At 67.6% G+C, this 11671-nt stretch carries 13 protein-coding genes; 2 read left to right on the top strand and 11 right to left on the bottom strand.

What is annotated here, in order from left to right:
- Nucleotides 1-126: 126 nt before the first annotated feature.
- Together AC3IR9_RS12990 and AC3IR9_RS12985 are read left to right on the top strand one after the other, a co-directional pair.
- On the top strand, nt 127-900 hold the full coding sequence (locus tag AC3IR9_RS12990) for an NAD kinase (protein ID WP_489291140.1): 774 nt from the start codon (nt 127-129) through the stop codon (nt 898-900).
- Between the two features lie 79 nt (nt 901-979).
- Complete coding sequence (locus tag AC3IR9_RS12985) at nt 980-1927, top strand: 5'-nucleotidase (RefSeq protein WP_489291139.1); 948 nt, start codon at nt 980-982, stop codon at nt 1925-1927.
- A 124-nt stretch (nt 1928-2051) separates the two neighbouring features.
- Here AC3IR9_RS12985 and AC3IR9_RS12980 read toward each other — a convergent pair whose 3' ends face one another.
- The 11 genes from AC3IR9_RS12980 to AC3IR9_RS12930 form a co-directional block, all read right to left on the bottom strand.
- Entirely contained in the window at nt 2052-2603 is a 552-nt protein-coding gene (locus AC3IR9_RS12980; protein WP_489291138.1) for a DUF2939 domain-containing protein, read from the bottom strand.
- A gap of 62 nt (nt 2604-2665) precedes the next feature.
- Complete coding sequence (locus AC3IR9_RS12975; protein ID WP_489295828.1) at nt 2666-3634, bottom strand: aldo/keto reductase; 969 nt, start codon at nt 3632-3634, stop codon at nt 2666-2668.
- Between the two features lie 23 nt (nt 3635-3657).
- Nucleotides 3658-4344, bottom strand: a complete 687-nt coding sequence (locus AC3IR9_RS12970; protein WP_489291137.1) for a DUF2461 domain-containing protein — start codon at nt 4342-4344, stop codon at nt 3658-3660.
- A complete protein-coding gene (gene sbcB, locus AC3IR9_RS12965; protein ID WP_489291136.1) occupies nt 4341-5786 on the bottom strand; it encodes an exodeoxyribonuclease I in 1446 nt (481 codons plus the stop codon). Before sbcB ends, AC3IR9_RS12970 begins: the two co-directional genes overlap by 4 nt.
- Nucleotides 5783-7150, bottom strand: coding sequence for an FAD-dependent oxidoreductase (locus tag AC3IR9_RS12960; protein ID WP_489291135.1), 1368 nt, complete (start codon nt 7148-7150; stop codon nt 5783-5785). Before AC3IR9_RS12960 ends, sbcB begins: the two co-directional genes overlap by 4 nt.
- Before the next feature lie 31 nt (nt 7151-7181).
- Nucleotides 7182-8459, bottom strand: a complete 1278-nt coding sequence (gene kynU / locus AC3IR9_RS12955; protein ID WP_489291134.1) for a kynureninase — start codon at nt 8457-8459, stop codon at nt 7182-7184.
- Between the two features lie 658 nt (nt 8460-9117).
- Nucleotides 9118-9645 carry a 3-hydroxyanthranilate 3,4-dioxygenase gene (locus AC3IR9_RS12950; RefSeq protein ID WP_489291133.1) on the bottom strand — a complete coding sequence of 176 codons (528 nt, stop codon included), beginning with the start codon at nt 9643-9645 and terminating at the stop codon, nt 9118-9120.
- 26 nt (nt 9646-9671) lie between these two features.
- A complete protein-coding gene (can, locus tag AC3IR9_RS12945) occupies nt 9672-10334 on the bottom strand; it encodes a carbonate dehydratase (RefSeq protein WP_489291132.1) in 663 nt (220 codons plus the stop codon).
- A 77-nt stretch (nt 10335-10411) separates the two neighbouring features.
- Complete coding sequence (locus AC3IR9_RS12940; RefSeq protein WP_489291131.1) at nt 10412-11047, bottom strand: FMN-binding negative transcriptional regulator; 636 nt, start codon at nt 11045-11047, stop codon at nt 10412-10414.
- Nucleotides 11048-11053: 6 nt separating this feature from the next.
- A complete protein-coding gene (locus tag AC3IR9_RS12935; RefSeq protein ID WP_489291130.1) occupies nt 11054-11368 on the bottom strand; it encodes a hypothetical protein in 315 nt (104 codons plus the stop codon).
- Entirely contained in the window at nt 11365-11670 is a 306-nt protein-coding gene (locus AC3IR9_RS12930; RefSeq protein WP_489291129.1) for a hypothetical protein, read from the bottom strand. The genes AC3IR9_RS12935 and AC3IR9_RS12930 overlap by 4 nt, the downstream gene beginning before the upstream one ends.
- Between the last annotated feature and the right edge of the window lies 1 nt (nt 11671).

Raw genomic sequence — 11671 nt, 5'->3', positions numbered from 1 at the left:
GCGGCAAGCCCGAGCGAATTGCGGCTTCGCGCCTGTGACCGGAGCCCCACGCCACGACCAACGGTCGTGGCCTACCGGGGACGCGGCGGGTATGCTCTGGCAACAACCCGCCGCACCGGATCGTTGATGAGCGCTTCCCCCCGTATCGCCTTCCTGGCCAGCAACACCGAGGCCGCGCAGCAGGCGCTGGCACAGGTGCTGGCCCGCTACGGCGATTGCCCGCCCGAACAGGCCGACGTGCTGTGCCCGCTCGGCGGCGATGGCTTCATGCTGCAGACCCTGCATCGGCATGGTGCGCTGGGCAAGCCGGTGTTCGGGATGAAACTGGGCACGGTCGGCTTCCTGATGAACCAGTTCCGCGACGACGAAGACCTGCCGGCGCGGATCGCACGGGCCGAACCGGCCCACCTGCGCCCGCTGGAAATGCTCGCCCTCACCGAATCGGGCACCACCACCGGCTCCTTGGCCTACAACGACGTCTCGCTGCTGCGCCAGACCCGCCAGGCCGCGCATATCGGCGTGGACCTCAATGGCCAGGAACGCGTGGCCGAGCTGATCGGCGATGGCGTACTGGTGGCCACCCCCGCCGGCAGCACCGCCTACAACTACTCCGCGCATGGCCCGATCCTGCCGCTGGGCTCGCACACCATCGCGCTCACCCCCCTGGCACCGTATCGCCCACGCCGCTGGCGCGGGGCGATCCTCAAGGCCGATACCGAAGTACGCTTCCGCGTGCTGGACCCCTACAAGCGCCCGGTCAGCGTCACCGCCGATTCGCACGAGACCCGCGACGTGGTCGAAGTGACCATCCGCGAGTCGCGCGAGCGCCGGGTCACCTTGCTGTTCGATCCGGAACACAACCTCGAAGACCGCATTCTCAGCGAACAGTTCATGTTCTGAGCCGGCCTGGCCGTAGTGGCCATGCACTGTGGGACAATGGCTGGCCGGCCGCTGCGGCCGCATTGGATTGCTGACTGCCATGGGCGACAACACCCCCCGTTTGCTGACCGTAGCTGTGACCTCGCGCGCCCTGTTCGACCTGGAAGAGGGCCATGCGCTGTTCGAGGCTGAGGGCGTGGACGCCTACGCCGAGTACCAGCGCAAGCACGAGGACGATGTGCTGCGCCCGGGCGTGGCCTTCCCGGTGGTACGCAAGCTGTTGGCGCTCAACCAGGGGCAGTCGCCGGAGCAGCCGCGCGTGGAGGTGATCCTGCTGTCGCGCAATTCAGCCGATACGGGCCTGCGCATCTTCAATTCGATCCAGCACTACGGGCTGGGCATCATCCGCGCGACCTTCACCGCGGGCGAGCCGACCTGGCCGTACGTGAAGCCGTTCGGCACCGACCTGTTCCTGTCGGCCAACCCGGAATCGGTGCGGCGCGCATTGCTGCACGGCATCGCCGCGGCCACCATCCTGCCCAAGCCGCCGGGCGAGACCATCGCGGCGGCCGAGCAGGTGGACCTGGGCCGGCCGCTGGGCCAGCTGCGCATCGCCTTCGATGGCGATGCGGTGATCTTCGGCGATGAAAGCGAGCGCATCTCGCGCGAGCAGGGCGTGGAGGCCTTTGGCCGGCATGAACGCGAGAACGCACGCGAGCCGCTCAGCGGCGGCCCGTTCCGCAATTTCCTGTCGGCCCTGCACACGCTGCAGGCGGTGTTCCCGGCCGGCGAAGATGCACCGATCCGCACCGCGCTGGTCACCGCGCGCTCGGCCCCGGCGCATGAGCGGGTGATCCGCACGCTGCGCGAATGGGGCGTGCGCCTGGACGAGGCCCTGTTCCTGGGGGGGCGGCACAAAGGGCCGTTCCTGGAAGCGTTTGGCGCGGATATCTTCTTCGATGATTCGCAGCACAACATCGACAGCGCCCGCCAGCACCAGAGCGTGGCCGCCGGGCACGTCCCGCATGGCGTGGCCAACGACGGGTAGGCCACGAGCGTGGGGCATGGCGCAGGGCAATGATCGGCAACGCGACGTAAAAGGTAGGCCACGACCGTTGGTCGTGGCGCGTGAAAATGATCGGCACGGCCCCGTACCGACCAACGGTCGGTACCTACCGGGCTGGGTCGGCCAACGGCAGGCGGATATCCACCAGCTTCCAGCGCAGGCCGAAGCGCTGCAGGATGAATACCACCGGTTCGCCCTGCGGCGTACGCGCGGTGGCGGTAAACCGTGACAACGACTCGAACCGGTGCTCGGCGCCCTGCAGCGGGCGCGGCTTGCGCGGGGCGGCGTAGGCGTCGTTGCTTTCCAGGTCGTTGCTGGCGCGTTTCCACAGTGTGTGGCCTTCCAGCAATGCACCGATGCCGGTGGGCGTGACCATGGCATCCACCGCCGTACCGCTCAGCTTCTCGCTGGCCGAGAGCAGCAATGCACCGAGCACGTTGGACTGCAGCTGCGGTCCGGCGCGGCGGACCACGTAGTCGTTGAGCTGCGCGCGCAGGTTGGCGCGCAGCATCGGGAAGTCGACGTAGCGGTCCAGACGGGCGGTGTCGCGGTTTTCGATCGCCTGGCCCAGGCCGCGCACGGTCAGGTAGGGGCCGCTGAAAAACACGCCCGCCAGCACCAGCAGCAGGGCCAGCAGCAGCCACGGAAGTTTCTTCATCGGTGCATACCTGCAGGGAAACATGCCGAGCTTGCCGCACCACGGCGCGGCAAGTGTGAACGTTACTGGCTGGGTGAGCGTCCCGCCCGCTGGAAGGCGGCCACCAGCCGTGCGCGTTCATCGGGCTGCAGCGCGTCCACGCGGGTATCCAGGATCTGGTCCAGGTTGCCGGTCCGCGTGGTGCCCAGCACGCCACTGGCGATGCCCGGGTTCTGCAGGACGTAGGCGAACGCGGTCTGCCCGGGCGATTGCGAGCGCACCCCGGCGACAGCCTTCTGCATGCCGCGCGCGCTGCGCATCAACTGGCGGCTGGAGGGCTTCAGCCATGCTCGCGCCAGGTACCAGGCGTCGGCCAGCCGTGGCAGCCGCGCACGCGGCGGCAGCAGGTGGCCCTGGGCCAGTACGGTGCCGGCGAGCACGCCGATGCCGGCGCTGTGCATGGCCGCGATCAGCGGCTCGCGGTCCTGCTGCAGGACGTTGTAGTCGATCAGGGCGACATCGAACAACGTGGGGTGCGCGGCGATGTGGCGCATGATCGCACCGGTATGGGTGTTGATCCCGAGCAGGCGGAACATGCCGTTGCGGCGCATCCGGTCGAGCGCACCGAGAAGTTCATCGCTGAGTTCGTCGATGCCGATGCCGTGCAGCTGGAAGATGTCCAGGTGGTCGCAATGCAGGTTGCGCAACGAGGTCGCGCAGCTGCGCTCGATGTTCCCCGGGGAGAAATCGCGCTGTTCGGCGCCGCTGATCCCGGCCTGCCCGGTCAGGGTGCCGGCCTTGCTGGAGATCACCAGGCCATCGCGTGGATGGCTGGCGAACGCGCGCTGCAGAATCCGGCCCAGCCGCGGTTCGGCGTTGAAGGCCGAGTAGTTGTGGCCGGTATCGAACAGGTTGACCCCGCGTTCCAGCGCACGGCGCACGATGCGTTCGGCATCGGCCTCGGCAAAGCGGCGGTTGCCCCAGAAGCCCGAGCAGCCCAGCGCGATCGGCGAGACCTGCACGCCGCTGCGGCCCAGCAGGCGCTTTTCCATGGCGACCGGGGCGGGCACGGTGCTCAGAATTCCAGGTCCAGGGCGGCGCACAGATAGTCCACGAACGGGCCGAGCGTGGCCAGGTCCTTGGCCAGGGTCTGGCGCAGCTTCGGGCCGGTCATGGTGGCGTCGTCCAACGCGCGCAGGAACACCCAGTTGCGGTGTTTGAGGTCATCGATGAACTCGAACGTCGGCTCGAAACCACGCGGCGCGCGCACCAGCTTTTCGCTTTCCTCGAAATCGAACTTCCTGCGCAGCACCGGCGAGTGCGCGGCAGCCTTCCAGGCACCGGGGTTGTCGACGATGAAGTGCCGCACCTTGCGCTGGGTGGCCGGTTCGGGATGCCACAGCCCGGCACCGACGAAGCTTGCGCCCGGCTGCAGGTGGATGTAGAACGACGGCGCGGGCACCTGCTTGCGCCGCTCATGGAACAGGCGCGCCCCCTGCCAGTTCTTGTACGGCGACTTGTCGTTGGAGAAGCGCGCGTCGCGGTAGATGCGGAACAGCGACCCGCCAACGCCCCGCGGGTCGGCGCGGAAGTGCTCGCTGACCGTGGCCAGGTCCGGTTGCAGGTCGGTGATCAGGCGCAGGAACGGCTGGCGCACATGGTCTTCGTACTGCGGCCTGTGTTCGTTGAACCAGGTCTTGTCATTGTTGTTGGCAAGCCCACGCAGGAAAGTGAAGCTGGCGTTGCTGAAATACGCGCTCACAAGCTGTTCTCCAGGTCGGTGCCCCAGTCGCGCAGCTGCTGCAGCAAGGCGAGCTTGTCGGGGGCGTCGGCGTGTTCGGTGGCCAGCGCGTCCAACTGGTCGCGGAACTGCGGCAGGCTTTGTTCGCCCAGCGCGGTGTCGCCCAGCAGGCGCTGGCGGCGGTAGTCGTTCCAGCGTTGCCGTTCGGCATCGTCCAGCGTCTGCAGGTGGTTGCGGGCGCGATAGCGGAACAGCAGTTCCGGCATGCGCGGGTCGCGCAGGCGCTCGGCGAAGCTGGCCAGCTCGGCTGGCGGGCTGGTGCGGATGCGGGTCATCAGCGCCTTGTCCCCGTCGGCGAGGAAGCCGTCATACAGCGAGGCATCGACATCATTGACGGCCGGGGGGCGCTCGCCGCCATACACCTGGCGCACCTTCTCGGCCAGCGCGGGGCCCAGCGCCCGCAGGCGCGCGGCGTTGGCCTCGATCGCGGCCACATCCAGGCCGAGGCGGGCGTGGTCGGCGGGGCGCAGGTGGTTCCAGGCCACCAGCGCCGGCACCTTGTTGAGGTGCACTTCCTTGAGCGGGATGCGCTGCTCGCCTTCAGCCAGGTCGGCCGCGCGGGTGTACAGGCGGGCGGCGATGGCGTCGGCCGGCAGGTTCAATACGCTGTCGATGTCGCCCTCCAGGTCCAGGGCGATGATGCGGTTGTTGATGTAGGGGTGACGCGCCAGTGGCAGCACCGGGGCCGCACACAGGCGCTGGGCCGGGTAGCGCATCGAGATGTGCAGCACCGGCTGCATCGCGTCCAGGTCCAGCAGGTTGCCGACGAAGCGCTTGTCGCGCAGCTTCAGCGCGTAGTCCCACAGGCGTGGCTGGGCCTGTTTGAACAGCTTCGCCATGCCGATGGTGGCATGCACATCCGACAGCGCCTCATGGGCATCGCCCTGGCGCACGTGGTTGGCGGTGGCCAGGTGCTCGAGCTTGAACGAGGTGGCGCCATCTTCGCGCTGCGGCCACACCACGCCGTCCGGGCGCAGCGCGTGCAGCAGGCGCATCATGTCCAGCAGGTCCCAGCGCGAATTGCCATTGCGCCATTCGCGTTCATAGGGATCGAAGAAGTTGCGGAACAGGCCATGGCGCACGAACTCATCGTCGAAGCGCAGCGTGTTGTAGCCCAGCGAGCAGGTGCCCGGGCGCGCCATCAGGTCGTTGATGCGGGAGAACGCCTCGGCCTCGCTGATGCCCACCGCGCGTGCATGCTGCGGGGTGATGCCGGTGATCAGCGTGGCCACCGGCGAAGGCAGCAGGTCATCGGCCGGTTTGACGTAGAAGCTGACCGGGGTGTCGATGATGTTCAGGTCGGCATCGGTGCGGATCGCGGCAAACTGCGCAACGCGGGTGCGGCGCGGGTCCTGGCCGAAGGTTTCCAGGTCGTAGAACAAAAAGCTGTCGGCGCGCGTCATCGTGCTCCTTCCAGGACCGGCAGCTGCGTATGCACGATGTGCTCCAGTGCGGTCCAGTCGATGTGGTCCAGGCTGTCGAGCCCGGCAGTGGCGTCTTCGAGGATGCGCCGTTGCAGGTCGGTGCGCTGCCGCGCCAACGCATACGGCGTGTGCAGGAAGGTGACCATGGTGTAGTGCGGCACGAAGCGGGTGGGCCAGCGCGCCTGCAGCGCCTGTTCCAGCTCGCGCTGCAGCAGGAAGGCGGGATCGGCGACGCGGTCGCGCATCTCCAGGTAGTTCTCCAGTGCCATCTGCTGGATCGCTTCGGCGTTGGGCTTGCGGTCGGCCTCAAAGGCGGTGAAGGCCGCGGCCAGTGTGTCCTGCTGGGACAGGTGGGTGGCCAGTGCGATGCAGTCTTCGAACGCGCAGTTCATGCCCTGGCCGTGGAACGGCACCATCGCATGGGCGGCATCGCCGATCAGCACGGCGCGGCCCTGCAGGTGCCAGTGCTTGAGGTGCAGCGTGCCCAGCAGGCCCGGCGGGTGTTGTTCCCAGTCGCGCCGCAGGTTCGGGATCAGCGCCAGTGCATCGGGGAAATCGCGCGCGAACAACGCCTCGGCTTCGGCACCGCTGGAGGTGGTGGCAAAGCTGGGGTTGCCTTCGTTGGGCAGGAACAGGGTGACGGTGAAGGTGCCTTCGTCGTTGGGCAGGGCGATGCACATGTAGTGGCCGCGCGGCCAGATGTGCAGGGCATTGGCCTCGATGCGGAAGCCGCCGTCGGCGGTCGGCGGGATCTCCAGTTCCTTGTAGGAGTGGTCGAGGAAATCGATGCGTTCGTCGAGCGGCTGTTTGCGGTTCATGGCCGCGCGCAGCGCCGAGCCGGCACCATCGGCGCCGATCAGGGTATCGAAACGGATGTCGTGCGGCTGGTCGTCGCGATCATCGATGAAGCGGGCGTAGCCGGCATCGAAGTCGACGGTATGCAGGCGGCGATGGAAGTGCACCTGCGCGCCGGCATCCTCGGCCAGCTGCAGCAAGGTGGTGTTGAGGTCACTGCGATGGATCGACCAGATCACTTCGCTGTCGTCGCGGCCGTAGCGCTGCAGCTGTGGCTCGCCCTGGCGCGGGTGCACCATGCGCCCGCGCATCATGACGGCCTTGGCCATCACCGCGTCTTCGACACCGGCCTGTCGCAGCGCATTGCGCCCGCGCTCGGCCAGCGCCAGGTTGATCGAGCGGCCGGATTCGTAATCGCTGACGCGGGGGTCGCCGCGACGCTCATACAGGGTGATGCGCCAGCCCTGGCGGGACAGCAGGATGGCGAGCAGGGAGCCGGCCAGGCCGGCGCCGATGATGCTCAACGAGCGGGAGGGGGTGGCGATCACGTCGATATCCGCAAGGGGGAGGAGGCGCGGCTCAGTGGCCGGCCCAGGCGGCCACTTCGTCGATGAAGTGGTGCAGGTCCTGGTAACGGTTGTACAGCGGGGTGGGCGAGATGCGGATGACATCCGGTTCGCGCCAGTCGCCGAGCACGCCGACGGTCTGCAGGAATTCGAACAGGCTGCGCCCTTGCTCGCGACCACCGGCCACGCGCAGCGAGAGTTGGCAGCCGCGGCGCTCGGGTTCGGACGGGGTGAGTACGTCGAGCACGCCGGGCAGGCGGGCGCGCACGAGGGCGTCGAGCAGGCCGGTCAGGCGCAGCGACTTCTCCCGCATGGCAGTGATGCCGCCGGCCTTGTCGACGACGTCCAGGGCGGCGCGCAAGGGCGCCAGGCCGAGCACGGGCGGGTTGCTGAGCTGCCAGCCTTCGGCGCCGACGGCGGGGACGAACTGGGGCGCCATCTTGAAGCGGGTGGCCTCTTCGTGGCCCCACCAGCCGGCGAAGCGGGGCAGGCTGGTGTCGCGGTGGTGGCGTTCGTGGACGAAGCAGCCGGCGACGGCGCCCGGGCCGGCATTGAGGTACTTGTAGTGGCACCAGACCGCGAAGTCCGGGGCGATATCGTGCAGCTGCAGCGGCACGTTGCCAACCGAATGGGCCAGGTCGAAGCCGACGCGCGCGCCCTGCAGGCGGGCCATGCGGGTGATGGCGTCCAGATCGAACACCTGGCCGCTGCGGTACTGCACGCCGGGCCAGAGCACCAGGGCCAGGCGGGGGCCATGTTCTGCGATGGCCCGTTCAATGGCCTGCAGGGAGATCGTGCCGTTGGCTTCGTCGGGCTGGACTTCGATGAGGTCGGTGGCCGGATCGAAGCCATGGAAGCGGATCTGCGCTTCGACCGCATGGCGGTCGGTGGGGAAGGCGCCCGCTTCCATGAGGATGACCGGGCGCTCGGCGCTGGGCCGGTAGAAGCTGACCATCATCAGGTGCAGGTTGACGCTGAGGGTGTTCATGGCGACCACTTCGCTGGGCAGTGCGCCGACGATGCGGGAGAGCTGTTCGCTGACCAGGCGGTGGTAGTGCAGCCATTGGGTATCGCCGGTGAAGTGGCCTTCGACGGCCAGCGACGCCCATTTGTCCATCACTTCCTGCACGGCGGCACGCGCGCCACGCGGTTGCAGGCCCAGCGAGTTGCCGACGAAATAGGTCTGGTCGCGGTGGTTGTGCTGGGGGAAGAGGAAGTCGTTGCGGATGGCGCGCAAGGGATCGGCGGCGTCCAGGGCAACGGCATGGGTGCGGCTGAGAATGTCGGACATGGTGCAACCGGCGGTGACAGTGACGGACAGTTTATCCGGGTGGTGGCGGTGTGGGCTGAATCTGGTATGGGGTGGGGTGGTTTGTGTTTTTTTCGAGGCGTACGGCAACGGCAACGGCACAAGCGTGCTGTCTGTGCGGTGGCTGGGCTGGCGCGGTGCGGGTGGGTTGCCGGGACACGCCGTAAATCCGTCCATGGAGGCTCGGTGTTGCCATCCATGGCAACACACGGTCCCGGCAACCCACCCGCACCACGCCCTGACACAGGGCCGGTGCGCACGGGAAACGCGGGCACGCGGCGCCGGGCGCTGCCCGGCGAAACAGTAGGGAGGGGATGGAGTGGGCAGGTAGAGCCGGGCTCTGCCCGGCTGCCATCCATTTCACCCCGCGCTGCCATCCAATGAGGGCGGCACATCGGCAGCCGGAGCGCTGTGCTCTGCACTTGCCGTCCCATCCGCACCAATCAACTGTCAGAGGTCGGTCCGTGTGGGTTGGCGGGGCCCTGAGCCGCATGGATGCGGCGACGGAGCTTACAAGGATGTACTTGCAGCGTGCCCCGACAATCCACACGGACCGGCCAAGCCAGGATGATGCAGATCCTGGGCTGTTGCTGTTGCTGTTGCTGTTGCTTGCGCTGTTGCTTTTCAGCTTTTCAGCCCCTCACCCCTCAACAACACCCACCCCAGGCAGCGGGTCCACATGCCCGCAGGTGCCGCACGTGCGCAGCTCCACCGACGCGTGGTACCGCGCAAACACCTTCGGCAGATCCGTTTCGATGTTTTCCAGCGCGAAATACTCTTCGTACAGCTTGTGGTTGCAGCGCTCGCAGAACCACATCAACCCGTCCTGCTCGTGCGGCAGGCGTTTGCGTTCCACTACCAGCCCCACGCCACCGGGTGGGCGGCGCGGGGAATGTGGCACCTTGCCCGGCAGCAGGAAAATCTCACCTGCGCGGATCGGGATGTCGCGCACCGCGCCATCCTCCTGCACTTTCAATACCATCTCGCCTTCGAGCTGGTAGAACCACTCCGGGCCCTCGTCGTAATGGTAGTCCGTGCGGCTGTTCGGCCCGCCGACCACCATCACGATGAAGTCCCCGTTCTCGATCATCTTGTTGCCCACCGGCGGCTTCAGCAGATGCCGGTGTTCTTCGATCCAGCCCAGCAGGTTGATCGGCATGGGGAGCATGGTGCGATGTCCGTAGTGGGGAAGGGTCAGTCGCGCTTGCCGCTGCGCGGCACGTACGACAACGCCTTTTCGTAAGCCGGCTGCAGCTCTTCCGGCGCGCCCACGTCAATGCCCATCTCGCGCACCCGGCCGTCCCGCAGGCTGTAGACCCAGCCGTGCACCATCAGCTTTTGCCCGCGCGCCCAGGCGTCCTGCACGATCGTCGAACGGCACGCGTTGACCACCTGCTCGATCACGTTCAACTCGCACAGCCGCGCGTGCTTGAGCTCCGGGTCCTCGATCGCGTCCATGATCGCCGCGTGCTTCTGCGCCACATCGCCCACGTGCCGCAGCCAGTTGTCGGCCAGGCCCACGCGCGTGTTGTGCAGGCTGGCGTGTACGCCGCCGCAACCGTAATGGCCCACGATCAGGATGTGCTTCACCTTCAGCTGGTCCACCGCGTACTGGATCACGCTGAGGCAGTTCAGGTCGGTATGCACCACCACGTTGGCCACGTTGCGATGCACGAAGACTTCGCCCGGGGCCATGCCGATGATCTGGTTGGCCGGCACCCGCGAATCCGAGCAGCCGATCCACAGGTATTCCGGATGCTGTTGCGTGGCGAGCTGGTGGAAGAACTCCGGGTCTTCCTTCTCGATCCGGTCGGCCCATTCGCGGTTGTTCTGCAGCAGCTTGTGGATGTCTTTCATGGGGCAGGTGTCCCTGACGTAGGGTGGGGGGCAAGGCGCGGCCAGCCTGGCCGCGGCGTCGCGGGAAACGGGAAGGGTCAGCCGGCGGTGTCGCCGTCGCGGCGCCAGCGCATCCACTGCGCCAGCTCGCGGGAAGCCGGGGCGTCCAGCGTCGACAGCGCGTCGATCACGCTGCGCTGGTTCGCCTCCGGGTGGTTCTGGCTCAGTTTGAGCTTGATCTGTATTTGGGCCGGGCGGAAGCGGAAGCCGACGATGCCGGCCAGCATGCGCTGCTGGCGCGGCTCGATCGGCAGCAGGTCCCAGTCGCCGCCCACCGTGCCTTCGTAATGCGTGCTCAGTGCATCCAGCATCGCCACCAGCGCGTCCGGGTCGGTGACCGGCTCCAGCACGCCGCGCAGTTCGGCCGCGGCATAGTTCCAGGTGGGGACGCGCGCCTGCGCGACCTTGTCCGGATACCAGCCTGGCGACACATACGCGTGCGGGCCGTTCACCAGCAGCGTGGCCGGGCCGGCGTGGCCGGCCTGTGGATTCGGTTTGGCCCAGTGGCCCTCGATCAGGGTGCCGTCGGCATCCCGCGTGTACACCACCGGCAGGCGCGTGGCCTGCGGGTAGCCGTCGGCGCCGTTGGTCACCAGGGTGACGAACGCATCGCGCGCCAGCAGCCGGTCCAGCCAGGTCAGGTCGGTGTCAGCGAAGGCCGAAGGGGTGAACATCGCCGGTTACGCGCGGGCGCCGAGGCTCTGCACCATGCGGCCCTGCAGCGCGTCGTCGCTGCCGGCCTGTGGCGGCTGCACTTCATGCAGCGAGAAACCGCGGATCAGCGCGTCTTCTTCGTCCAGCCCGTCATAGGCCACGAACTCGGCATCGAACAGCTGCGAACGGGCGGTGTCTTCGCTGTCGTAGCTGAGCGTATTGCCATCGCTGTCGAGCACTTCGGCGGTGCCGCCGGTACGCACCCGCAGGCGCGCCCAGATCAGGGTATTGCCGAGACTGGCCAGGAACCAGGAGTCGTTGTTGGAAAGGGTGTCGTTCATGTCATTACCATCGAAAGCAGCCAGAGCAGGGCGGCCATGCCCAGTCCGGCCAACAAGGTCAGCAGTGATATCCAGGCCGGCGCGGCCAGCCCGGACAGCGAGCGGTCCGGGGTGTGCCGGTAGTCGCGGCCCAGCAGCCAGCGCAGCGCGTCCGGGCGCAGGAACGCGCCGGTGCCGAAACGCTCGGCCAGCGGCGGGTGGCGATCACGGATATGGATCAGGGTCAGCGGCCAGAAAATCACGAAAGCACTGAACCCGGCGATGGCCACGCCGACGAAACACAGCGCGAAAAACAAGGTCATG

Source organism: Stenotrophomonas sp. GL_101, assembly GCF_057835675.1.
Note: the sequence above shows the minus strand (reverse complement) of the source record. Positions and strands in the feature narration are given on the sequence as shown.

Bases quoted from the DNA above. Each gene is read 5' to 3' on its own strand.
- AC3IR9_RS12940 (WP_489291131.1), bottom strand. From the start codon at position 11,047: ATGTTCACCCCTTCGGCCTTCGCTGACACCGACCTGACCTGGCTGGAC.
- AC3IR9_RS12975 (WP_489295828.1), bottom strand. From the start codon at position 3,634: ATGGAAAAGCGCCTGCTGGGCCGCAGCGGCGTGCAGGTCTCGCCGATC.
- AC3IR9_RS12980 (WP_489291138.1), bottom strand. From the start codon at position 2,603: ATGAAGAAACTTCCGTGGCTGCTGCTGGCCCTGCTGCTGGTGCTGGCG.
- kynU (WP_489291134.1), bottom strand. From the start codon at position 8,459: ATGTCCGACATTCTCAGCCGCACCCATGCCGTTGCCCTGGACGCCGCC.
- AC3IR9_RS12930 (WP_489291129.1), bottom strand. From the start codon at position 11,670: ATGACCTTGTTTTTCGCGCTGTGTTTCGTCGGCGTGGCCATCGCCGGG.
- can (WP_489291132.1), bottom strand. From the start codon at position 10,334: ATGAAAGACATCCACAAGCTGCTGCAGAACAACCGCGAATGGGCCGAC.
- sbcB (WP_489291136.1), bottom strand. From the start codon at position 5,786: ATGACGCGCGCCGACAGCTTTTTGTTCTACGACCTGGAAACCTTCGGC.
- AC3IR9_RS12935 (WP_489291130.1), bottom strand. From the start codon at position 11,368: ATGAACGACACCCTTTCCAACAACGACTCCTGGTTCCTGGCCAGTCTC.
- AC3IR9_RS12990 (WP_489291140.1), top strand. From the start codon at position 127: ATGAGCGCTTCCCCCCGTATCGCCTTCCTGGCCAGCAACACCGAGGCC.
- AC3IR9_RS12985 (WP_489291139.1), top strand. From the start codon at position 980: ATGGGCGACAACACCCCCCGTTTGCTGACCGTAGCTGTGACCTCGCGC.
- AC3IR9_RS12950 (WP_489291133.1), bottom strand. From the start codon at position 9,645: ATGCTCCCCATGCCGATCAACCTGCTGGGCTGGATCGAAGAACACCGG.